General features: G+C 70.1%; 18 protein-coding genes and 1 pseudogene. 4 read left to right on the top strand and 15 right to left on the bottom strand.

Annotation, left to right across the window (positions count from 1 at the left end; translation table 11 throughout):
• Window positions 1-37: 37 nt before the first annotated feature.
• A complete protein-coding gene (gene gltX, locus ABD679_RS06560; protein ID WP_344759167.1) occupies window positions 38-1,447 on the bottom strand; it encodes a glutamate--tRNA ligase in 1,410 nt (469 codons plus the stop codon).
• Between the two features lie 121 nt (window positions 1,448-1,568).
• On the opposite strand from gltX, the gene lpxH reads away from it, so the two are divergent.
• The gene (gene lpxH / locus ABD679_RS06555; RefSeq protein WP_344759166.1) at window positions 1,569-2,312 is read left to right on the top strand and encodes a UDP-2,3-diacylglucosamine diphosphatase; all 744 of its coding nucleotides are present in this window, start codon (window positions 1,569-1,571) and stop codon (window positions 2,310-2,312) included.
• A gap of 11 nt (window positions 2,313-2,323) precedes the next feature.
• On the opposite strand, the gene ABD679_RS06550 is transcribed toward lpxH, so the two are convergent.
• The 9 genes from ABD679_RS06550 to ABD679_RS06510 all read right to left on the bottom strand — a co-directional run bounded on the left by ABD679_RS06550 (window position 2,324) and on the right by ABD679_RS06510 (window position 11,059).
• Complete coding sequence (locus ABD679_RS06550; protein ID WP_344759165.1) at window positions 2,324-2,812, bottom strand: hypothetical protein; 489 nt, start codon at window positions 2,810-2,812, stop codon at window positions 2,324-2,326.
• 85 nt (window positions 2,813-2,897) lie between these two features.
• Window positions 2,898-3,710 (bottom strand): ferritin-like domain-containing protein, encoded by an 813-nt coding sequence (locus tag ABD679_RS06545; RefSeq protein WP_344759164.1) that lies wholly within the window; start codon window positions 3,708-3,710, stop codon window positions 2,898-2,900.
• 106 nt (window positions 3,711-3,816) lie between these two features.
• Window positions 3,817-5,289, bottom strand: a complete 1,473-nt coding sequence (gene purF, locus ABD679_RS06540) for an amidophosphoribosyltransferase (protein ID WP_344759163.1) — start codon at window positions 5,287-5,289, stop codon at window positions 3,817-3,819.
• A gap of 60 nt (window positions 5,290-5,349) precedes the next feature.
• Window positions 5,350-6,333, bottom strand: coding sequence for an SPOR domain-containing protein (locus ABD679_RS06535; RefSeq protein WP_344759162.1), 984 nt, complete (start codon window positions 6,331-6,333; stop codon window positions 5,350-5,352).
• Between the two features lie 65 nt (window positions 6,334-6,398).
• On the bottom strand, window positions 6,399-7,679 hold the full coding sequence (gene folC, locus ABD679_RS06530) for a bifunctional tetrahydrofolate synthase/dihydrofolate synthase (protein WP_344759161.1): 1,281 nt from the start codon (window positions 7,677-7,679) through the stop codon (window positions 6,399-6,401).
• Window positions 7,680-7,936: 257 nt separating this feature from the next.
• On the bottom strand, window positions 7,937-8,581 hold the full coding sequence (locus ABD679_RS06525) for a histidine phosphatase family protein (RefSeq protein ID WP_344759160.1): 645 nt from the start codon (window positions 8,579-8,581) through the stop codon (window positions 7,937-7,939).
• Window positions 8,582-8,704: 123 nt separating this feature from the next.
• Window positions 8,705-9,757, bottom strand: a complete 1,053-nt coding sequence (locus ABD679_RS06520; RefSeq protein ID WP_344759159.1) for a redoxin family protein — start codon at window positions 9,755-9,757, stop codon at window positions 8,705-8,707.
• Window positions 9,757-10,221: a cupin domain-containing protein gene (locus tag ABD679_RS06515; protein WP_344759158.1), complete on the bottom strand. Its 465-nt coding sequence runs from the start codon at window positions 10,219-10,221 to the stop codon at window positions 9,757-9,759. The genes ABD679_RS06520 and ABD679_RS06515 overlap by 1 nt, the downstream gene beginning before the upstream one ends.
• A gap of 34 nt (window positions 10,222-10,255) precedes the next feature.
• Entirely contained in the window at window positions 10,256-11,059 is an 804-nt protein-coding gene (locus tag ABD679_RS06510; RefSeq protein WP_344759157.1) for an MBL fold metallo-hydrolase, read from the bottom strand.
• A gap of 91 nt (window positions 11,060-11,150) precedes the next feature.
• On the opposite strand from ABD679_RS06510, the gene pdxR reads away from it, so the two are divergent.
• Window positions 11,151-12,605, top strand: a complete 1,455-nt coding sequence (gene pdxR, locus ABD679_RS06505) for a MocR-like pyridoxine biosynthesis transcription factor PdxR (RefSeq protein WP_344759156.1) — start codon at window positions 11,151-11,153, stop codon at window positions 12,603-12,605.
• 302 nt (window positions 12,606-12,907) lie between these two features.
• On the opposite strand, the gene ABD679_RS06500 is transcribed toward pdxR, so the two are convergent.
• The 3 genes from ABD679_RS06500 to ABD679_RS06490 all read right to left on the bottom strand — a co-directional run bounded on the left by ABD679_RS06500 (window position 12,908) and on the right by ABD679_RS06490 (window position 19,503).
• Entirely contained in the window at window positions 12,908-15,091 is a 2,184-nt protein-coding gene (locus tag ABD679_RS06500) for a S46 family peptidase (protein ID WP_344759155.1), read from the bottom strand.
• 61 nt (window positions 15,092-15,152) lie between these two features.
• Window positions 15,153-17,306, bottom strand: coding sequence for a S46 family peptidase (locus tag ABD679_RS06495; RefSeq protein WP_344759545.1), 2,154 nt, complete (start codon window positions 17,304-17,306; stop codon window positions 15,153-15,155).
• Window positions 17,307-17,325: 19 nt separating this feature from the next.
• The gene (locus ABD679_RS06490) at window positions 17,326-19,503 is read right to left on the bottom strand and encodes a S46 family peptidase (RefSeq protein WP_344759154.1); all 2,178 of its coding nucleotides are present in this window, start codon (window positions 19,501-19,503) and stop codon (window positions 17,326-17,328) included.
• Between the two features lie 169 nt (window positions 19,504-19,672).
• Here ABD679_RS06490 and tdh point away from each other — a divergent pair, with 169 nt between their 5' ends.
• On the top strand, window positions 19,673-20,707 hold the full coding sequence (gene tdh, locus ABD679_RS06485) for an L-threonine 3-dehydrogenase (protein ID WP_344759544.1): 1,035 nt from the start codon (window positions 19,673-19,675) through the stop codon (window positions 20,705-20,707).
• A 21-nt stretch (window positions 20,708-20,728) separates the two neighbouring features.
• Here tdh and ABD679_RS06480 read toward each other — a convergent pair whose 3' ends face one another.
• A complete protein-coding gene (locus ABD679_RS06480; protein WP_344759153.1) occupies window positions 20,729-21,100 on the bottom strand; it encodes a hypothetical protein in 372 nt (123 codons plus the stop codon).
• A gap of 97 nt (window positions 21,101-21,197) precedes the next feature.
• On the opposite strand from ABD679_RS06480, the gene kbl reads away from it, so the two are divergent.
• Window positions 21,198-22,391, top strand: coding sequence for a glycine C-acetyltransferase (gene kbl, locus ABD679_RS06475; protein ID WP_344759152.1), 1,194 nt, complete (start codon window positions 21,198-21,200; stop codon window positions 22,389-22,391).
• A gap of 248 nt (window positions 22,392-22,639) precedes the next feature.
• Here the strand turns inward: kbl and ABD679_RS06470 are convergent.
• Window positions 22,640-23,098 (bottom strand): annotated as a pseudogene (locus tag ABD679_RS06470) (hypothetical protein); the annotation flags it as partial.
• Window positions 23,099-23,273 lie beyond the last annotated feature (175 nt).

Here is a 23,273-nt window from a genome sequence, read left to right as displayed (position 1 = left end):
CTTGCGGCTTCCCCCGCTCCTGCAGGGCCGGGGCCAGCTATCCGGCTTCGGCGGGAATCATCGCAATCGCCGCATCGATGCGCCTGAGCGCCTCGTCGCGGCCGGCCAGGTACACCGTGTGCGCGATGTCCGGGCTGACCTGGGTGCCGGTGATCGCCACCCGCAGCGGCTGGGCGACCTTGCCCATGCCCAGTTCGAGGCTTTCCACCGTGGCGTGGAACGCGGCGTCGATGGCCTCGGCCGTCCACTCCGGCAGCGCGGCCAGGCGCCCGCGCATGTCGCGCAGCGGCGCGGCGGCCGCGGGCTTGAGGTGCTTGGCCACCGCCTTGTCGTCGTACTGGGTGAGCGGCCGGTACCAGACCGCCGCGCGCTCGGCCATGTCCTTGAGCGTCTGCACGCGGTCGCGCAGCGCGACCACCACGTCCGCCGGTGCGGGGCCGGCGGCAAGGTCGCAGCCGGCGGCACGCAGGTGCCATTCCAGGTGTTTGGCGACCGCGGCCGGATCGTCGTTCTTCAGGTACTGCTGGTTGAGCCAGCCGAGCTTGGCCGGGTCCAGCCGCGATGCCTTGGCATTGACGTCGCGCAGGTCGAACAGCGACTGCATCTCGCTGATCGAGAAGATTTCCTGGTCCCCGTGCGACCAGCCCAGCCGCACCAGGTAGTTGAGCAGCGCGTGCGGCAGGTAGCCGGCGTCGCGGTACTGCATCACGTCGGCCGCGCCGGTGCGCTTGGAGAGCTTTGCGCCCTGCTCGTCGAGGATCATCGGCAGGTGCGCGAACGCCGGCACTTCGGCGCCCAGCGCCTTGTAGATGTTGATCTGGCGCGGCGTGTTGTTGACGTGGTCGTCGCCGCGGACGACATCGGTGATCTTCATGTCGAGGTCGTCGACGACCACCGCGAAGTTGTAGGTCGGGTAGCCGTCCGGGCGAAAGATGACGAGGTCGTCGAGTTCGCTGTTGGCGATTTCGATCCGGCCCTTGACCTTGTCGTCCCAGGTGACGACGCCGTCCTGCGGGTTCTTCAGGCGGATGACGCGGTTGGGATCGTCGCGGCGCGGCGCGCCCTGCTCGCGATAGGCGCCGTTGTAGCGCGGCTTTTCGCCGTTGGCCATCGCCGCCTCGCGCATCGCGTCGAGCTCTTCCTTCGACTCGTAGGCGTAGTAGGCATGGCCGGACGCAACCAGTTGCTCCGCGATTTCGCGGTAACGGTCGACGCGCTGCGTCTGGTAGATCGGGCCTTCGTCGTAGTCGAGGCCAAGCCAGTCCATCGCCTCCATGATCGCGTCGATCGCGCCCTGCGTGCTGCGCTCGCGGTCGGTGTCCTCGATGCGCAGGACGAACTGCCCGCCGCGGCGGCGCGCCTCCAGCCAGCAGTACAGCGCGGTGCGCGCACCGCCGATGTGCAGGTAGCCGGTGGGACTGGGGGCGAAGCGGGTGCGGCAGGTCATGGAGTGCGCCAGATTGCAGGAAACGCGCGATTTTACCGTAGCGCGGGCCCTGCGCCGCCCGTTGCCCGGGGTGTCGATGCGGCGGGGACGCCGGGCAGGCCAACGCATCTACAATGCGCGCATGGCGACCCTCTTCATTTCCGACCTGCACCTGGACCCGGCGCGTCCGGAAATCACGCGCCTGTTCGGCCAGTTCCTCGACGGCGAGGCGCGCAGCGCGGCGGCGCTTTACATCCTCGGCGACCTGTTCGAGGCCTGGGTGGGCGACGACGACCCCTCAGACACCGGCGCCTTCGTGGCGGAAAAGATCAAGGCACTGGCCGACGGCGGGGTGCCGGTGTCGTTCATGCACGGCAACCGTGATTTCCTGCTCGGCGAGGACTACGCGCGGCGCGCGGGCATGGTGCTGCTCGCCGACCCCACGCGCATCGACCTGCACGGCAAACCGGTGCTGCTGATGCACGGCGACACGCTGTGCACGGACGACGTGGCCTACCAGCAGTTCCGCGCGCAGACGCGCGACCCGGCGTGGCAGGCGCAGTTCCTGTCGCAACCGCTGGCCGCGCGGCTGGCGTTCGCGCAGCAGGCACGCGCGGCCAGCCAGGCGCGGCAGGGTGAGCTGCGCGAGGCAGGGACCATGGAGACCATCACCGACGTGTCACCTGCCGCGGTGGATGCCGCGTTCGCCGAACACGATGTGGGCACGATCATCCACGGGCACACGCACCGGCCGGCGATCCACGACCTGGTCGTCGATGGCAGGCCGCGCCGGCGGATCGTGCTCGGCGACTGGTACGAGCAGGGTTCGGTGTTGCGGGCGACCGCGGACGGATTCGAACTGTCTTCGCTGGACGCGGCCGCCTGACCTCGCGTGCGTTACAGGCGCGAAGGCGGCCGGTTGCCGCGGTAGGCGCAGCCGTGCATGCGCTGGCCGTCATAGTCCCAGGTGGCAGTCGACTCGAACGCCTCGCCGGACATCGAATCGGTACACGCGGTGTCCGTAATGTCGAGGCTGTAGGGCCGCCCCTCGTCCTCGCCAGTGAACGCCACACCCCTGTCGTGCTCGATGCGCTCGCTCTCCAGCGTGCGACCTTCGGGCATCTCGGGGGTCACGAAGTGCAGCACGTTGCCCTCGACGTCGATCGCCCAGAAGGGCTCGTTGCCGCGCGCGCGCAGGTGATCGACGGCAGCCGTCTCCGTATCGGTGGCGTCATCGGCCGCATCGGGTGCGTCCGTTTCCATGGCGTCGGCAGCGCCTGCGCCGGTCGGCGCATCCGCCGCGGGTTCGCTGCCGCGGTCGGGCGCGGTGCACGCGGCGGCGCTGGCCAGCAGCAGGATCAGGGGCAGGCAGTGGTATCGGGTCATGCGGGCGTTCCCTCCGGTCACGCGCGCAAGCTAGCGGCAGGCCGTTCAAGCCCGGGTGATGACGGCGGATCGCTGTAGATGCTGTTCAGCTTCCGGCCGAGAGCTGCCGCAGCGCCGCCAGCTCGTCCTCGCCGAATCCCGCCGCCGCGCGCGCCTCGACGTTGAACGGCCCGTGCAGCACGGCACGCGCGTACTGCGCCAGCAGTTCGCGAAACTTCGGCTCCGGTTCGATGCCCGCGCGCCCGCAGTACCAGCGGAACCAGCGCGAACCGGCTGCCACGTGCGCGACTTCCTCGCGCAGGATCACTTCGAGGATGGCCGCTGTCTCCTCGTCGCCCAGCGCGCGTAGCTTCACGATCATGCCGGGCGTGACGTCGAGTCCGCGCGCTTCCAGCACGCGCGGCACCAGCGCCATCCGCGCCAGGCCGTCGTGCGCGGTTTTTTCGGCCATTTCCCACAGGCCGTTGTGGGCGTCGAAGTCACCGTAGTCGTGGCCGAGCGCGCGCAGGCGTTCGCGCAGCAGCGTGAAGTGCCGGGCTTCGTCGCTGGCGACCGACACCCAGTCGGCATAGAACTCCGCCGGCAGGCCGCGGAAGCGGTACACCGCATCCCAGCCCAGGTCGATGGCGTTGAACTCGATGTGGGCGATGGCGTGGATGAAGGCCGCGCGGCCCTCGTCCGTGCCGAAGCCGCGCCGCGGCAGTTCGCGCGGATGCACCAGCCGCGGGCGCGACGGACGGCCGGGCATGGCGATGGGTCCGGGCCCGGGTGCGTCGCCGTCGATGGCCAGCCCGCCGCGGGCGAAGGCTTCGGCGGCGGCGAAGGTGGCGGTGACCTTGTCGTCGGGCGAAGCGGCGTCGAGGCAGGCGCGGGCGGCGGTGAAGAGGGAGGCGGTCACCCTCTTGCCCCTGTAGGAGCGGCTTCAGCCGCGAGCTTTTTGCCGGCGGCCAAGAGGCCCGAAGAGCTCGCGGCTGAAGCCGCTCCTACAAAAGCAGGCGGTTGCTTCACGACGCCAGGCGGCGCTTGCGCTTGGCCTCGTCCGAACGCAGCTGGCGGATGCGCTCGAAATAGTCCGACTCGATGCCGGTCACGTACTCGCCGCTGAAGCAGGAGCTGTCGAAGCGCATGCCGGGGAACTTCGGCCCGGCCACCGCGGCTTCCAGGTCGGGCAGGTCCTGGTAGACCAGCCAGTCGCAACCCAGGATCTGCTCGATCTCCTTCTCGCTGCGACCGTTGGCGACCAGCTCGTCGGCCGACGGCATGTCGATGCCGTAGATGTTCGGGTAGCGCACCGGCGGTGCGGCCGATGCCAGGTAGACCTTGCGCGCGCCGGCGTCGCGCGCCATCTGCACGATCTGCTTGGACGTGGTGCCACGCACGATCGAGTCGTCGACCAGCAGCACCACGCGGTTGCGGAACTCCAGCGGGATCGCATTGAGCTTGCGCTTGACCGACTTCGCGCGCTCGCCCTGCCCCGGCATGATGAAGGTGCGGCCGACGTAGCGGTTCTTGACGAAACCCTCGCGGTACTTCACCCCCAGCGCGTTGGCGATTTCCATCGCCGAATCGCGCGAGGTATCGGGGATCGGGATCACCACGTCGATGTCGTGGTCCGGGAGCTCGCGCAGGATCTTTTCGCCCAGGGTTACGCCCATGCGCATGCGCGCCTTGTGCACCGAGATGTTCTCGATCATCGAGTCCGGGCGCGCGAAGTACACGTATTCGAAGATGCACGGCGCGCTTTCCACCGGCTCCGCGCACTGCTGCACGAACAGTTCGCCGCGCGCGGTGATGACCACGCCCTCGCCCGGCGCCACGTCGCGCATGCGCTCGAAGCCGAGGATGTCGAGCGCAACCGACTCCGACGCCACCGCGTATTCGGTGCCGCCCTCGGCCTCGCGCTTGCCCAGCACCAGCGGACGGATGCCGTGCGGGTCGCGGAACGCCACCAGGCCCAGGCCCAGCACGGTCGCGATCACCGCATAGCCGCCGCGCGCGCGCCGGTTGACGCCTTCGATGGCGCGGAACGCGGCGTCGGGACCGAGCACGCTGCGGCGGTCGAGTTCGTGCGCGAACACGTTGAGCAGCACTTCCGAATCCGACTCGGTATTGACGTTGCGGCGGTCCTGCTCGAACACCTCGCGCCGCAGCGCATCGGTGTTGATCAGGTTGCCGTTGTGCGCCAGCGCGATGCCGTAGGGCGAGTTGACGTAGAACGGCTGCGCCTCGTCCGAGCCCTCGCTGCCGGCGGTGGGGTAGCGACAGTGGCCGATGCCCACGCGCCCTTCCAGCAGCGCCATCGCGCGCGCGTCGAACACGTCGCGCACCAGGCCGTTGCCCTTGTGCACGCGCAGCTGGGTGCCGCTGACGGTGGCGATGCCCGCCGCGTCCTGGCCGCGGTGCTGCAGGACGGTCAGGCCGTCGTACAGCGCTGCCGCGACTTCAGTGGTTCCGACGATGCCGACGATGCCGCACATGGGAGTCCTGCCGTTGCCTGGAAGGTTGCGGCCATCGCCGGGGCGATGGCCGTGGTGGAATCAGGGATGCGAGCGGACCAGGCCACCGGCGCCGAGCCTGGCCTTGATCCGGCTGTTGAGCTGCTCGGCCTCGGCGCGGCTGGAGACGGGCCCGGCCAGTACGCGGGTCAGCGTGCCCTTGTCGGTGTTGACCGTCTCGGTGAACGCATTGAAGCCGGCGCCGCGCAGCTGGTCGCGCTTGGCCGTGGCCTGTTCGGCGTGGCTGAAAGCACCGATCTGGACCGCGAAGCCGACGCCACTGGCGGCGGGCTTCGGCGCCTCGGCCGGCTTGGCCTCGGGCCTGGGCGCCTCGACGGGCTTGTCGGCCGGCTTGGCGGCGGCGGTCTCGGTCACCGGCTTTGCCGCGGGCGCGGGTGTCGGCTCGGGCTTGGGTGCGGGTTTGGCCGCGACCGGTTCGGCCGGTTCGGCGGCGTCGAGCGCGATCACCCGCGCGCCGTCGTACTTGCCCACGCGCTGCGCCTCGATGCGCGCGATCTCCGCGTTGGCGCGGGTGCCGTACGGGCCGATGCGCACGCGCCAGGCCTGCTTGCCACCCATGTCGGCGGCCTCGCGGTAGGCGGGCAGCCCGGCATCGCGCAGGCGCGAAACCACGGTATCGGCGTTGACGCTGCTGTCGTACGCGGCGAAATGCACGGCGTAGTCACCGCCTGCCACGGTCGGCGGCAGCATCTTTCCGCTGCCATCCGCGGTCTGGTCGCGATTCGCGGAAGGCGTCGTGGTGGTGTCGACGGTCGGCAGCGGCTGGTCGTCGCCGGCGGGGGCCGGCAGCATGCCGGTCACGCCACCCTCGGGCACTTCCTCGGGCACGACCAGCGGCAGGTCGCGGGTTTCGTATTCGCCCTGCGGCGCTTCGGGCACTTTCAGCGGCACGTCGGAGACGCCGCTGTCGGGCGCCGGGCCCTTGACCAGCATCGGCAGGAAGATCACCGCGAGCGCGACCAGCACGGCGGCGCCGATCAGGCGCTGCTTGAGTTGAGGTTCCACAGTCCGGTTTCCATCGCAGCCGCGACTCGGCGGGCCGTCGAATTATACGCGGGCTGCACGCACACTCATGAATCGCGGGCTGCCAGCCACTGCAACGCTTCGGCCGCGGTATGGAACGAACCGAAGGCAAGGATGCGGTCGCCTGCCCGCGCCCGCGCCAGCGTCGCCGACAGGGCCGCGGCCACGTCCGGATGGCGGTCGCCCTGCCCGGCCGCGGTGCCGGCCAGGCGCGCGGCCAGCGCATCGACCGACGTGCCGCGCGGCCCGGCCGACTCCAGCCCGGCCAGGCACCAGTCGTCGACCTCCGCGGCCAGCGCGGCCACCACGCCGGCCGCGTCCTTGTCGCCCAGCGCTGCGTAGACCGCGAACGTCCGGCCGGCCGGCGGCGCCGCCTCCAGCCACGCCGCCAGCGCGCCCGCCGCCTGCGGGTTGTGGCCGACGTCGACCAGGACTTCGACGCCGTCGCACTCGAAACGCTGCAGGCGTCCGGGCAGCCGCGCGGCGGCCACGCCTTCGGCCCAGGCGGCTTCGGGCACCTCCACGTCGAGCGCGCGCAGCGCGGCGATCGCGGTGGCCGCGTTGCGCAGCTGCACCGGTGCGGCCAGCGCGGGCAGCGGCAGGTCCAGTTCGAAGCCCACCTCGCGCCAGCGCCAGCGGTCGTTGCCCAAGCGTTCGAAGAAGAAGTCGTTGTCGGCGCGCCAGGTCGCGGCGCCGATGGCATAGGCGTGGCCGAGCACGCTCGATGGCGGGTCGGCTTCGCCCAGCACCAGCGGCTTCCACGCCCGCGCGATGCCGGCCTTCTCCAGGCCGATCGCCTCGCGGTCGGCGCCCAGCCAATCCTGGTGGTCGAGGTCGACGGTGGTGACCACGGCCACGTCCGCATCGACCACGTTGACCGCGTCCAGGCGCCCGCCGAGGCCGACCTCGAGGATCGCCAGGTCCAGCGCCTCGCGTTCGAACAGCCACAGCGCGGCGAGCGTGCCGTATTCGAAGTAGGTCAGCGGCACGGCCTCGCCGGCGGTACGCGCGGCCTCGACCGCCTCGAAGCCGGCCACGAGCGCGGCGTCGTCCGCGTCGCGGCCGTCGATGCGCACGCGCTCGTTGTAGGCGAGCAGGTGCGGCGAGGTGTAGGCGCCCACCTTCCAGCCGGCCGCGCGCGCGATCGCCTCGACGAAGGCGACGGTCGAGCCCTTGCCGTTGGTGCCGCCGACGGTGATGACCTGCCGCGCCGGACGCACCAGCTGCATGCGCGCGGCAACCTCGCGCACGCGGTCCAGGCCCAGCGCGATGGCGCGCGGGTGCTGGCGCTCGATGTGGGCGAGCCAGTCGGTGAGGGGGCGGGGCATGGGGGCTGAAGACTCGGGGCTGGGGACTCGGGACTCGGGACTCGGGACTCGGGGTTCGGGGTTCGGGGTTCGGGATCGGAATCCTGATCACTTTATGCCGTCATTCCCGCGAAGGCGGGAATCCAGTGGCCTGGACCGCAAACCGAGGCGACACGCCACGCGCCTGCCAGTCGGGACACCGGATTTCCGCTTTCGCGGGAATAACCGCGTCGGGATCACGTGGTGCCTTCCTTCCCTGCGCCGGAATCCGTCCAGCCTTACAACGCCCGATGCACCGCTTCACCGAAGAACGGCGTGTGATGCGCGCAGTCGTTGAGGCGCACCACGTCGAGATGGTCGACGTCGCGGCCTTCGAGCAGGTTGAGCGTGGTCGGCGCCTGGCGGAAGGTCCACAGGCGCGCGAGCGGGATGCCGAGCACGCGACACAGCAGCACGCGGTTGACGGCGTCGTGGGCGACGATCAGCACGGTGTCGTCGACGCCAAGCCCGTCGACCGCGCGCGCCAGCGCCGGCCAGGCGCGGTCGACGACGTGCTGCAGCGATTCGCCTTCCGGCATCAGCACCTCGTGCGGGGCGTCGCGCCAGGCGGCCAGGCGCGCGGGATCGCGTTCGTGAATGTCGGCGGCCAGCAGGCCTTCCCAGGTCCCGTGCGCGATTTCCATCAGCCCCGGGTCGAGGGCAAGCATGCCCGCGCGCGCTTCGCCGAGCGCCAGCGCCGCGGTGCGCCGCGCGCGCGACAGCGGCGAGGCGACGGCACGGTCGATGCGCACCTCGCGCAGGCGTTCGCCCAGCGCACGCGCCTGCGCCTCCCCCACCGGCGACAGCGCGATATCCTCCTGGCCCTGATAGCGGCCTTCGGCGTTCCACGGCGTTTCGCCGTGGCGGGCGAGCAGGATCTTCATGGTGTCCGACAACTCCGCGCGAGTCGCGGCAGCGTAGCAGACGCCAGACGACATCCCGCATCGCGTTCAGGCCCGGAGACCGACTCCCCTGGCCTGCCGGGATGCATGGAACGCAAGGGCCGTTCAGCGCGCGGCGCGCTGTTCCAAGGTCGGCAGCGCTTCAAGCGCGCCGCCATCCAGCGTCTCGCCTTCCATCCGCCGCGCGACGCGCCCGTCCGCACCCAGGACCACCACTGCCGGCAGGCTGCGCACGCCGAAACGGCGGAACAGCGAACCGTCCGCGTCCAACGTCAGCGGCACCGGGACGCGCCATGCATTGCGGTAGTCGCGCAGATCGTCCTGCGTTGCCCACAGCCCGGAAGCGATACCCAGCCAGCGGACGCGGCGTTCGCGTCCGTGGCCGACCATCAGCTCGCGCACCCGGCGACAGCGCCGGGCCGACGCCGGGCGCGTGACGGCGAAATAGCTTTCGCACCACGGCGACAGGAACACCAGCACGGTGTCGCGTCGGTGCGTCGGGTCGGCGAGCGCGACCTCGAAGCCCTCCAGCGTGCGCAGCCGCCGCGCCGGCGCGCGATCGCCCGCGCGCAGCCGGTCGTCGCCGGTCCCGATCACCTTGCCGACGCTGCCACCGGCCGGCACGGCCGGCTGGCTGCGCGCGCTCGCGAGCGCGTCGTCCAACTTCGAATCGGCGCGATGACCGACGTGCAGGATCCGCCCGTCCTTGCCGACGACCACGTGCTGCGGCGTCACCCGCAGCCCGAACAGCGCACCGAGGCGACCGTCGCCATCGCGCACCACCGGCATCCGCAGTCCGTGCTCGGCACGGTACGCGGCAACCTGAGCGGGCGTGTCATCGAAGCCGATGTTGACCGCGACCACCTGCAGGTCGTGGCCGGCACTGCGCTGTACCGCCTTGAGGTGCGGCATCTGTTCGCGACACGGCGTGCACCAGGTCGCCCAGAATTCCAGGTACAGCGCCTTGCGTCCGCGCACCGCGCCGAGATCCAGGGCATCGCCGTCGATGGTGGTCAACACCAGCGGCGGGATCGTCCTGCCCTGCAGCGGCGCGGCGGCGCTGCGGGCCAGCGTCTGCCCGGTGTCTTCCGCAGCGGGGCTGGGCAGCGACAGCGCGGACAGCAGCAGCGCCGACAACCATATCCTGCGCAGGTCCATCAGCGGTCGGGGTCGGGCACGGCGATGCCCTGCGCACTGCACCAGGCGCGCAGCGCCTCGCGCTGCGAGCGGGCGTCGACGCGCGCGATCACCGTCTGGTGCGTGCCGATGAATTCCACCGTGCCCATCACCACCACCAGCGCCACCAGTGGTTCGTCGCCGACCGCCCGCCACCAGTCGACGTTGCCCGGTGGTTCGTAGGTGTAGCCACCGGGACCGATCACTTCGCCGGTGTCGAGCTGGCGCGAGCCGGACAGGTTCCACGCATGCACGTCGCCGGTGTGGCGGTGCGGTGGCATCAGCACGCCGGGCTCCATGCGCAGCAGCTCGACGAAACCGCGGTCGCCGGGCAGGAAGCGCAGCGGCCGCGACCACTTCCCGGGCGTGCCGGCCGGCACCCAGGGCAGCGCATCGATGTCGGGAACGCTGGTGCGCGGACGGCCGCGCGTCGTCATGGTTTGCATCACGGGGATCTCCACGGGCGAGGCGAAAGGGATGTCACGACGCCACCCGCGCCAGATGGCGCGCGAACGAGGCATCGACCACGGCTCGGCCGCCGCCGCGGATGTTGCGGCCCCAGGTGAAGCCGTACACGTCCTCGAACTCGAAGCCGTGCAGCCGCGCCTGCATCGCGCGCACGTCGCTGCTGCGCATCGGCACGTGGTTGGGGAAGCTGTAGATGAAGCTCACGTGGCGACGGTCCATCGCCACCAGCGGCGCATCGCCCGGGAACAGCGCGCCGCCGCCGTGCGGCCCGCTGCGCCAGTGCAGCGCGGTACTGCCGTCGAAGTGGCCGCCGGTGCGCACCAGGGTCACGTCGTCGGACAGGCGGTTGATGTCGCCTTCCCAGAATTCGATCCGCGACGAGGCACGTTGCACCCAGCCGCGGTCGGCCGCGTGCAGCAGGATCGGCACGCCACCCAGCGCCTCGCTCCACTCGACCATCGACGAGTAGAAGTGCGGGTGCGAGATCGCGATCGCGTCCACGCCGCCGCGGGCGCGCAGCGCCTCCACGGCCGCGTCGGTGACCAGGGGCACGCATTCCCAGAGCAGGTTGCCGGCGTCGGTGGCCAGCAGCAGCGCGCGCTGCGGGATCGCGAAGTCGACCACGCCGATGCCGAGCAGCCCTGCGTCCTCTTCGATGCGCAGCCGCTTGCCGGCGCGCAGCGCGGCCATGTCGGTCCAGCGCTGGCCCTGCCAGCCGACGTACTGGCGCTCGTCCTCGCAGATCGGGCAGCGCTCCGGGGGAGGGTCGGCAGCCTCGAACTGGGTGCCGCAGGTTTCGCAGATGGGATGGGACATGGGGGCCTCTTTGCCGGTGACGGCGGCTGCTGGGGTGGCGCTATGCTCTCTCGAATCTGGCCCACCGATTGAGCCAGTTCATGGAGATGAAATGGAGCCAGTTTTCCCGTTCGATCTCGACCTCTCCCGTCGCGCCACCGGCACGCTCGCCGGTGCCCTGCACCAGCAGCTGCGGGCGGCGATCCTCGATGGCCGCCTGGCTGCCGGCACGGTGCTTCCCTCCACGCGACGGGTCGCCGCCGCGCTTGGCGTCGCCCGCAACACCGTGGTCACCGCGTTCGACCTGCTGGTCGCCGAGGGCTACGTGCTGCCTCGTACAGCGGCGCGCGCGGTGGTCGCCGACGTCGCGACCCGGCGGCTGGCGCATGCGACGCGCGGCGCGGCCGTGCCCGGGAAGATCCCGCGGCGCTGGCTGCAGCCGGCGCTGGCGCGCGAACAACCGCGCGCGCTGCCGACGCGCAGCTTCCGCCTCGGCATGCCGGAGAGCCGCGGCTTCCCGCACGATGCCTGGCGGCGGCTGTCGGCGCGGGCATTGCGCGAGTTCGCGCGGTCGCCGTTCCGCTATCCACCCGCCGACGGCCTGCCGGCACTGCGCGAGGCGATCGCCGGGCACGCCGCGTTCTCGCGCGCGGTGGCCTGTGGTGCGGGCGACGTGCTGGTGACCTCCGGCGCGCAGCAGGCGCACCACCTGCTGGCGCAGTTGCTGGTCACGCCCGGACGCACGCGCGTGGCGGTGGAAGATCCCGGCTATCCGCCCACGCGCGCGGCCTTCATCGCCGCCGGGGCGCAGCTGGTCCCGGTGCCGGTCGACGACGAAGGCCTGCGCGTGGACCTGCTGCCCGGCGACGTGGGGATCGTCTGCGTCACCCCCTCGCACCAGTCACCCACCGGCGCGGCGATGTCGATGCCACGCCGCCGCGCGCTGCTGGAATTCGCCGACCGGTGCGGCGCGGTGGTAGTCGAGGACGACTATGACGGCGAGTTCCGCTTCGGCGGCCGCCCGCTGGACGCCCTGCAGACGCTCGACGGCGAAGGCCGCGTGTTCTACGTCGGCACGTTCTCCAAGAGCCTGTTTCCGTCGATCCGCAAGGGCTTCGTGGTCGCGCCGGCGTGGGCGCGCGACGGGCTGCTCGACGTCAAGCAGGTGGCCGATCCGCACGGCGACATGGTCGCGCAGGCAACGCTGGCCGCCTTCATCCATGACGGCCACCTCGCGCGCCACGTGCGGCGCATGCACCCGGTGTACGCCACGCGGCGCCTGACGCTGCTCGACGGACTCGAGGCGATGACGGCGTGGTTCGAGCCGATTCCCTCCGAGGCCGGCCTGCACCTGGCGGCGCGCATCCGCGATGCGGACAGGGCGCCGCGCGTAGCCGCACTGGTGCAGCGGCACGCACCCGGCGCGGTGGACATCGGATGTTTCGCATCGCTGGAGCGCGTTCCGGCGCTGGCATTCGGCTACGGCACGATCGATGCAGAGGAGATCACGGCGTCGCTGCAGGCACTCGCGCACGCACTGGCGCACGGCGTGCCGGCATCGCCGTGACTGGCCGGAAGTTCGCATCGCATCGTGACCGGGCAAGCCAAGCGCGGGTGGTGCGTTACCGGTGCGGGAGCGACGGGGCACGCCCGGCTCGCGCCTTCTACACCAACCACGGGAAACTCCCATGCGTATACGCACGAAAAGAACTGGCCCCGTTTGTTTGAACAGCCAGGCCATGTTCGACAAGTGGATCGCCTGCGGGTTCAAGCTGCCCTCGCCAAGGCAGCGGCTGGCGCTGGGCGGCAGCGCATAAAAAAGCGGCGACCGGAGGGCCGCCGCTTTTCGCTTCGCGATGACGACGCCGCCTACTTCTTCGCGGCCGGCGCCAGCCCGAGTTCCGCCAGCACCTGCGGCGCCGGGTAGACCTCCTGCATGATCCAGCGCACGTAGCGGCCGTCGACCGCGATCATCCGCGTCATGTCCGGGTCGAACACCCAGTTCGACACCACCGCCTCCCAGTTCATGTCGAACGCCAGGCCCACCAGTCGCCCGCGCGCGTCCATCACCGGCGAGCCGGAGTTGCCGCCGGTGATGTCCAGGTCGGAGAGGAAGTTCACCGGCACCGTGCCCAGGCGCTTGTCGGCGAGGCCGCCGTAGCGCTTGGCCTTGATCGCGTCGACCAGCACCTGCGGCGAATCGAACGGTTCCCTGCCGGTGGTCTTGGCCGCAACCTGTTCGAGCGTGGTGAACGGCAGCTGCTTCGCGCCATTGAGCTTGGTGTACGGCTGCACGTGGCCGAAGGTGATGCGCAGCGAGCTGTTGGCATCCGGGTACACCGCCTCGCCCTTGCTCTTGCGGTAGTCGGCCACGGCCTGCAGGTACACCGGGCGCGCGAGCAGCGCGTCGCCGGCCTGCGCCTTGCGCTCGGCTTCGCGCTCGAGCAGCGATGGCATCATCGCCACCGCGTACTGGATCGCCGGATCCTTGCTCGCCTCGAAGTCCTTCGGCGAGGCCTGCATCCAGCGCAGGCGTTCGTCGGTGTCGCCGAGCCTGGTCTTCGCCAGCGACTGGATGGCGCGTTCGACGTGGCTCTCGTCATCGCCGCCCAGCCAGGCGTCGACGGCCTCCATCCGCTGCCCCTCGGGCAGCGCGATGTACTGCTCCAGCCAGTAGCGCTGCAGCTGCCGGTCCATCTCCGGCACGTAGCGGCGCTCCATCTGCTTCATCCCGCCTTCGATGCGGGCGTCGTCGCGGTCCTGGTAGCCGGCCTCGCGCCCGGCGTCCGGTTTTTCGTGCTCGATCGCGCGGCGGTAGAGCGTGATCGCGGCATCGATCACGCCGGTGTCGTTGAAGCGCGAGACCACCAGGTCGCGTTCGCGCGTGGCACGCGCGTCGGCGGCCAGCGCGACGAGTTTGTCGTGCGCCTCCAGCGCGGGCTGGCCCTTGCTGCCCTGCTTGCGCAGCCAGTCGAGCACGGCCGCTTCTTCCTCGCGCTTGCGCTGCGCGGCATGGATGCGCTCGAAGCCCTCCACCTGGCCGGTGTAGTTCTTCATCGTGTTTTCCCAGCCGCGCACGGTGCTGGCGTACTTGACCGCGATGTCCGGGTCCTTGATGCCCGCCGCATCGACCAGCGCCGCCAGCTCGCGGTAGTGCTTCGCGATGGCGGGATAGCTCCAGCCGGCGGCGTTGTCGAACTCGTCGGCCAAGGCGTAGCGGGCGGTGCGGCCAGGATAGCCGGCGACCATGACGAAGTCGCCCGCGCCCAGCGGCTTGTCGGCAAACTTCAGCCAGTGCTTCGGCTTGTAGGGCACGTTGTCCTCGGCATAGGCGGCCGGCTTGCCGTCCTTGCCGACGTAGGCGCGGTAGAAAGAGAAATCGCCGGTGTGGCGCGGCCACATCCAGTTGTCGATGTCGCCGCCGAAGGCGCCGACGCTGCCCGGCGGCGCGTAGACCAGGCGCACGTCGCTGATCTCCAGGTTCTTGAACAGGCGGTAGGTGTTGCCGCCGGAGAAACTGTAGAGCTGGCAGCGGTAGCCGCCGCCTGCTTCGCAGGCCGCGACCAGCTGCTTCTCGACGTCGTCCAGGGCCTTGGCGCGACCGAGTGCGTCCGGCGCGGCGGTGATCGCCGCGTTGACCTTGCCGGTGACGTCCTCGATCGACTCGAGCGCATAGATGCGCGCGTTGGGGCCGGCGGACAGTTCGTCGCCGCGCTTGGCGGCGTTGAAGCCATCGCTCATCAGGTTGCGGTCGGGCGTGGAGTTGAGCTGGATCGCGCCGTAGGCGCAGTGGTGGTTCGTGATCACCAGGCCTTCGGGCGAGACGAAGCTCGCGGTGCAGCCGCCGAGCGACACGACCGCGCCCATCGGGTCGCCGGTCAGGTCGGCCAGGTCGTCGGGATCAAGCTTCAGCCCGGCCTTCTTCAGGGTCCTGGAAATCTCCGGCAGCTGCTGCGGCACCCACATGCCCTCGCCCGCGCGGGCCGTGCCCGGCGCGGTCGCCGCCAGCGTCGCCACCGCGGCGGTCGCCGCGGCCAGAATCGTCATTCGCATGTTGTTTTCCTGCGTTGCAAAATCATGTCGTTCGAATCGATCGGCGGCCCGGCGGGCGCGCCTATTCGGCCGGCAGCCGCATTTCCTGCAGCAGCTGCGGCGCGGGATAGACCTTGGCCAGCAGCCAGCGCAGGTAGCGCACGTCGACGTGGATCGCGCGCTTGTAGCGCGGGTCGTACATCCAGCTGGCGCTGACCGCCTCCCAGTTGCTGTCGAAGTTGAGCCCGATCAGGCGGCCGTTGGCGTCCATCACCGGCGAGCCGGAGTTGCCGCCGGTGGTGTCGAGGTTGGTCATCAGGTTGACCGTCTGCGTGCCCAGCGCGGGGTCGGCGGTGCTGCCGAAGTCGCCCTTGGCGATCGCGTCGCGCAGCGGCTTCGGCGCGTCGAACGGCGCCTCGCCGGTGTGCTTCTCGACGATGCCCTGGACCGTGGTCAGCGGCGTGTAGTGCACGCCGTCGCGCGGATCGAGCGAGCTCACCTTGCCGTAGCTCACGCGCAGCGTGGAGTTGGCATCGGGATACACCGCCTGGCCCTGCGACTCGCGGTAGCCGACCAGCGCGCGCATGTAGGCCGGGCGCAGGCGCAGCAGTTCGCCCTCCTGCGTCTTGTCCGCGTCCTCGATGCGCAGCTCGGCCGGCAGCAGTTTCGCCGCGGCCTGCATCAGCGGATCGGTCGATGCGGACACGTCCGCGGGCGCGGCGGCCAGCAGGCGCAGGCGCTCGGCCTCGTCGCCCAGTGTCGTGCCCGTGTACAGCGTGTCGAGCGCCGCCTTCGCCTGCGCGATGTCGCCACCGAACACGGCGTCTACCTCGGCGATGCGCTGGTCGGCCGGCAGCTTGTAGTAGCGCGACAGCAGTTCGCCCAGCACGGCCTTCTCCACCGCCGGCGAATAGCGGCGCTGCACCTGCTTCAGCGAGGCTTCGATCAGCGCTTCGTCGCGCTGCTGGTAGCCGCGCTCGCGCTGCGCGTCGGGCTTGCCGCGTTCGGCGGCCAGTCGCTGCAGCTGCAGCGCGGACTTGAGCAGCTGGGTCTGCGAACGCATGGTCGCGAACAGCGTGTCGCGCTCGCGGGTGGCGTGCGACTGCGCGATCACCGCGCCCGCCGCGTCGATGTCGGCGCGGCTGCCGGCGGCGTCGGGCTGCGCGTCGAGCCAGGACAGCATCGCCGCCTCGTCCCTGGCCTTCACCCCGACCGCGTCGCTGCGGCGCAGGCCGTCGAGCTCGCCCTGCGCGCGCTTGAGGTTGTTCTTCAGGCCCGCCAGCTGCGAGGCGTAGCGCACCCCGGCCTCGGCGTCGCCCTTCGCCGCGCCCTCGACGGTGTCGATCAACGCGCCGTACAGGTCGATCCGCCCGGGCAGCGCCACCTGCACCTGGTCGGCGAACTCGGCCGCGCTGCGGTGGCGGTAGGTGCGGCCCGGATAACCGGCCAGCATCGCGAAATCGCCCTCGGCGACCGGGTCGGTCGACACTTCGAGGAAGGCCCTGGGCTTGTAGGGCACGTTGTCGGCCGAGAACGGCGCCGGCTTGCCGTCCTTGCCGACGTAGGCGCGGTAGAACGCGAAGTCGCCGCTGTGGCGCGGCCACATGAAATTGTCGATCTCGTCGCCGTAGTTGCCGATCGCCTCCGGCGGCGCGTAGACGAGGCGGATGTCCTTCAGCTCCAGCTGCTTGACCAGGTAGAAATCGGTGCCGTAGTACATGTTGGCGACCGAGCAGCGGTAGCCCGCGTCCTGCTCGCACTCGGCCACGGCGGCCTTGCTCGCCGCATCGACCGCGTCGTAGTAGTCGCGCCCGGTCTTGCCGCGCGCGCCTTCGAGGATGCGGTCGGTGATGCGATCGAAGGACTCGGTCACCAGCACCCGCGCTGCGGGGCCGGCGGAGACTTCCTGTTCGCGCGTGGCGGCGTTGAAGCCGTTCGCCATCAGGTTGTTGTCGGGCGTGGAGTTGAGCTGGATCGCGCCGTACGCGCAGTGGTGGTTGGTGACCACCAGGCCCTGCGGCGAAACGAAGCTCGCGGTGCAGCCGCCGAGCGAGACGACCGCGCTCATCGGCGGTTTCGTCAGGTCGGCCAGGTCCTTCGGATCGCCCTTGAAGCCAGCGGCCTTGAGCTGCGCGGCGATTTCCGGCAGTTGCGAGGGCATCCACATCCCCTCGTCGGCGTGTGCACCGAGCGACAGCCCGGCGATCGATACCAGCAGCGCGTTGCGCAGTGCCATGGTCGTTGCTCCCTTGCGATCAGTCATGCGGCAGTCCCATTTCCTCGAGCAGGCGCTCGGCGTGGTCGACCTCGTCCATCGCCCAGCGCATGTAGCGCGTATCGACGTGGATCGAGCGGGTCAGTTCGGGGTTGAAGATCCAGTCGGCGCTCAGGCTCTCGTAGTTGCCGTCGAACAGCAGGCCGACCAGCTCGCCCTTCGCGTTGAGCGTGGGCGAACCGGAATTGCCGCCGGTGGTGTCGACGTCGCTGAGGAAGTTCACCGGCACGTCGCCGAGCGACGCCATCCGGTACTGCGCGCCCTGGCCGGCCGCGATCGCATCGAGCTCGGCCTTCGGCGCGTCGAACGGCTCGACGCCGGTGTCCTTCTGGACGATGCCGGCCAGCGTGGTGAACGGCGTCATCTGCTCGCCGTCGCGCGGCGAGTAGCCGCGCACGGTGCCGAAGGTGATGCGCAGCGACGAGTTCGCGTCCGGGTACACCGGCTTTCCCTGCGAGGCGTTGAAATCGATCATCGCCTGCATGAACTTCGGGCGCAGCGCCGAGATACGGCCACTGCGCGCCTCGCCCTCGTCCTCCAGCCGCAGCAGCGCCGGCATCACCTGCACCACGAACTGCAGCGCAGGGTCGTCGGAGGCTTCGATCGCGGCGCGGTCGGCGTCGAGCAGCTGCAGGCGCACGGTCTCGTCGCCGAGCTTGCTGCCGGCGTAGAGCGCGTCGAGCTTCGCGTCGAGGCCGGGCACAGCCTTGTCGCCGGCGTCTATGCCGAGCCAGCGGTCGAGTTCCGGCACCCGCTGTCCGGCCGGCACCTGCGCCAGGTAGCGCTCGATGCGCAGTTTCATCAGCGCCTTGTCGACCCCGGCGTCGTAATGCTTGTCCATCGACTTCATGTTGCCCTGCAGGCGCGCGGCGTCACGCGCCTGATAGCCGCTCTCGCGCTCGGCATCGGGCTTGGCCTGCTCGATGGCGTTGCGGTACAGCTGCACCGCCGTGCCGGCGAGGCCGCCGGAGGCCACGCCCGGGAACCAGCGGTTGCGCTCGCGGGTCGCTTCGGTCGCGGCCAGCTCGCGCTCCAGTTCGGCCAGCGCCTCGACCTGCGCCTTGCCTTCCGCGCCGCGGCCGGCCAGCCACGCCTTCAGCGCGTCCTCGCGCGCGCGCTTCATGCCGACCGGGTCGTCCATCTGCGCGAAGCCGTCGAGCTGGCCCTGGTACAGCTTGAGCGCATTGTTGATCCCGGCCACGGTCGATGCGTACTTCAGCGCCGCCGCCTTGTCGCCGCGGGTGGTGCGCTCGATCGTGGCCAGTGAATCCTTGAAATAGGCGACCGACTCCGGATAGCCCCACTCGATCGTGTCCCTGACCTCGGACGCCAGGCGATAGCGGTTGGTGCGGCCCGGGTATCCGGTGACCATCACGTAGTCGCCCGCCTCCAGCGGCGTTTGCGACACGGTGAGCCAGCTTTCGGGCTGGTAGGGGACGTTGTCCTTCGAATACGGCGCCGGCTTGCCGTCCTTGTCCACGTAGGCACGCAGGAACCCCCAGTCGCCGGTGTGGCGCGGCCACTCGAAATTGTCCTCGTCGCCGCCGTACTTGCCGATCGACGCGGCCGGCGCGTACACCAGCCGCACGTCCTGGATCTCGAGCTGGCGGATCAGCGAGAACTGCAGCCCGCCATTGAAGTTGTAGACGTTGCAGCGCAGCCCGCCCGGCGCCTCGCACTCGGCAACCAGCGCCTTGCTGCGCGCCTCGATCGCGTCGTACCGGCCCTTGCCGTCCATGCCATCGAGGCCATCGACGATGCGGTCGGTGGCGTCGGTGATCGCCTGGGTCACGTAGACGCGGGCGTTCGGCTGCGCCGGCAGCTCGGCGGCGAAGCCGTCGGCGACGAACCCGTTGGCCAGCAGGTCGTTCTCGGGCGTGGAGTTGTAGGCGACCGCACCGTAGACGCAGTGATGGTTGGTGATCACCAGGCCCTTGGGGGAAACGAAGCTGGCTGTGCAGCCGCCGAGGCTGATCACCGCATCGAGCGGCTTGCCGGCCAGGTTGGACAGCGACGCCGGGTCCATTTCCAGGCCGCGGGCCTTGAGCTGGTCGGCAAGCTCCGGCATCTGGCGGGGTTCCCACATGCCCTCGTCGGCACTGGCGGCGGAGGACAACAGGGCGACGGCCAGGGCCGCGGGCAACAGGCGCAGGGACACGGGGACTCCTCGGATCGGGATGGTGGCGGGCAAACCCTGTGACCATAGGCAAGACCCCGCCACGTTGGCAAATGCCGATGGCCAGGGCGCGGTCCGGTGGCGGGCCGGACGGTACAATCGCACATCCCGTCCGCACCCAGGCCCGTCCATGTCCACCGCCAGCCCGCAGATCCCCTCGACCATGAAGGCGCTGGTCAAGCGCGAAACCGCCAAGGGCATGTGGATGGAGGAAGTCCCGGTCCCGCAGCCGGGGCCGAACGAGGTCCTGATCCGGGTCGAGAAGACCGCCATCTGCGGCACCGACCTGCACATCTACCTGTGGGACGAGTGGGCGCAGCGCACCATCCGCCAGGGCCTGGTCGTGGGCCATGAGTTCGTCGGCCGCATCGTCGAGATCGGCCCGGGCGTGAGCGGCTACGCGATCGGCCAGCGCGTCTCGGCCGAAGGCCACATCGTCTGCGGCCACTGCCGCAACTGCCGCGCCGGCAAGCAGCACCTGTGCCCGAACACCGTCGGCATCGGCGTCAACCGCGACGGGGCGTTTGCCGAGTACATCGTGATGCCGTCCAGCAACCTGTGGCCGATCCCCGACCAGATCCCGTCGGAGCTGGCCGCGTTCTTCGACCCTTACGGCAACGCCGCGCACTGCGCGCTGGAGTTCGACGTGGTCGGCGAGGACGTGCTGATCACCGGCGCCGGCCCGATCGGGGTGATGGCCGCCGGCATCTGCAAGCACGTCGGCGCGCGCAACGTGGTGGTCACCGACGTCAACGACTACCGCCTCAAGCTTGCCGCCGACATGGGCGCCACGCGCGTGGTCAACGTCGCCAACCAGTCGGTCAGGGACGTGATGGCCGACCTGCACATGGAAGGCTTCGACGTGGGCCTGGAGATGAGCGGCAACCCGCGCGCGTTCAACGACATGCTCGACTGCATGTACAACGGCGGCAAGGTCGCCCTGCTCGGCCTGCTGCCCAAGGGCGCGGGCGTGGACTGGGACCGGATCATCTTCAAGGGCCTGACCCTGCACGGCATCTACGGCCGGCGCATGTACGAGACCTGGTACAAGATGACCCAGCTGGTGCTCGACGGCTTCCCGCTGGGCAAGGTGCTCAGCCACCAGTTGCCGGCGGACGACTTCCAGAAGGGCTTCGACCTGATGGAATCGGGCAAGTCGGGCAAGGTCGTGCTCAGCTGGAACTGAGGCGCCGGCGGTACCGCGCCGTCATTCGCGGGAAGAAGAAGCACCCTGCCCCGCAGATCCACCGGATTTCGCGCCGCCGTCGGGCGGCGCGTCCGCAGGTGGCGCTCCCTTCGCCACGCTGACGCCCTGCTGCACCATCCAGGCATCGAAATTCTCGGCGGTCTGCGCCTGGCCCTGGCTGGTCATGTCGAAACGCAGGGCCTGGCGCTGGTCCTCGGCCGGGACCTCGGGTTTTGACAGGGCCTTGCTTTCAACCGGCTTCGTCTTCTCCTTCTCCACGCCCGGTTTCGCTGCGATCGATGCGTCGGCCCGGGGCTCCGGAGTTTCCTCCGGCCTGCACGCCGAAGCGGCGAGGATCGCGATGGCAGCAAGCGTGGCGGCAACGGTGCGCATCTTCGGATTCCTGTTCCGTGGGCGGTGGCCCGGCACCGGGCCGGCGACGGGGCGGCGCTAGAATGGACAGGCCCGCCTGAACCATGCGATCACCCAAATGACCCTCACCCAACGCTACGCCGACACCCTCGACGAGATCCGCGACGCCGGCCTGTTCAAGGCCGAACGCATCATCACCAGTCCGCAGGCGGCGGAGATCACGCTGGAAGACGGCCGCACGGTGCTGAACTTCTGCGCCAACAATTACCTCGGCCTGGCCGACCATCCGGCGATGATCGAGGCGGCCAAGGCGGCACTCGATACCCACGGCTTCGGCATGGCCTCGGTGCGCTTCATCTGCGGCACCCAGGACCTGCACAAGCAGCTGGAGAAGACGATCGCGGACTTCTTCGGCAAGCAGGACACCATCCTCTACGCTGCCTGCTTCGACGCCAACGGCGGCCTCTACGAGCCGCTGCTGGGCGAGGAAGACGCGATCATTTCCGACGCACTCAACCATGCCTCGATCATCGACGGCGTGCGCCTGTGCAAGGCCAGGCGCTTCCGCTATGCCAACTGCGACATGGCCGACTTGGAGAAGCAGCTGCACGCCGCCGACGCCGCGGGTGCGCGGACCAAGCTGATCTCCACCGACGGCGTGTTCTCGATGGACGGCTTCATCGCCCCGCTCGACGAGATCACCGCGCTGGCGGCGAAGTACGGCGCGCTGGTGCACATCGACGAATGCCACGCGACCGGCTTCCTCGGCGCGACCGGGCGCGGTTCGGCCGAGGTCAAGGGCGTGCTGGACCGCATCGACATCATCACCGGCACGCTGGGCAAGGCGATGGGCGGCGCGCTGGGCGGCTTCACGACCGCGTCGGGCGAAGTGATCGAACTGCTGCGCCAGCGCTCGCGTCCGTACCTGTTCTCCAACTCGCTGCCGCCGCACGTGGTCGCGGCGGGCATCAAGGCGTTCGAGATGCTCGATGCCGCCGGCGACCTGCGCGAACGGCTCGCGGACAACACGGCCTACTTCCGCGAAAAGATGACCGTCGCCGGCTTCGACGTGAAGCCCGGCGTGCATCCGATCTGCCCGGTGATGCTGTACGACGCGCCGCTGGCGCAGAAGTTCGCGCAGCGCCTGCTGGAGGAAGGGATCTATGCGATCGGCTTCTTCTTCCCCGTCGTGCCCAGGGACCAGGCACGCATCCGGACCCAGCTCAGCGCCGCGCACACGCGCGAACACCTGGACCGCGCGATCGACGCGTTCACCCGCATCGGGCGGGAACTGGGCGTGCTGAAGGGCTGAGTACCCGTGGGAGCGGCCACTGCCGCTCCGGCCGGACGGGGATCTACGCCGGGAAACCGGCGCGAGCCGGTTCAGGGAGTGCCGGACTCGCTGACTTCGGCGGCCGGCTTCGGCTCGGGCTGGGCGCCTTCGGCCGGCTGCGGCTCGGACTGGGCGCTTTCCGCAGGCGGCGCCTGCACGGGAACAACCTCACTGCCGGCGGGCACCGCCGCCGGTGGCACGACCGTGCCGTCGACTGCCACCGGGATGGCGGCGACCGGTGCCGGCGCGCTGCCCTTCGCCACGCGCACGCCGCGCGATTCCATCCACGCGCTGAACTCGTCGGCGGTCATGCGCTTGCCGCCCTGGCTCATGTCGAAACGCCACGGCGTGTTGTCGAATTCGGTCTGCGGCTTGTAGGCCGCCGGATCGTTGGGATTGATCGCACTCGGCGCCGGCATCGCCTTGGCGACGTCCTGACAGCCCTCGATGCGCAGGCGCAGCAGCACCTGGTCGGCCGACTGTGATTCGTCGTAGGCCTGGGTCAGCACGCTGGCCTGAGTGCCGAGCTGGTAGGAGGCCGCGGCCAGGTCGCTCGATACCGGCGCAATGACGGTCGGACGCACCGGCGTCGCCTGCGGCACGGTGGTGCCGGGACATTCCACCGCTGCCTGCACGAGGCCGGGCACGGCCAGCAGCAATACCAGGGACACAACCGTTCTGCGCATGTCGGACACCCTCTCTTCGGTGCCCGCGAGTGTAGGTGCGCCGCCGGATTCGAACAAGCCTTGCGGGCGATTCTTAATGTAAAACATGAACATCGCCACATCCCGGAAAAAACGAAGCCCGGCGTGAGCCGGGCTTCGCGGTACTGCTTGGCGTCGAACCTCAGTTCTGGACGTT

This window comes from Luteimonas lutimaris (genome assembly GCF_039537065.1).
GTDB lineage: Bacteria > Pseudomonadota > Gammaproteobacteria > Xanthomonadales > Xanthomonadaceae > Luteimonas > Luteimonas lutimaris.
The sequence above is the reverse complement of the archived record's forward strand: the minus strand, read 5'-3'. Positions and strand labels throughout refer to the sequence as shown.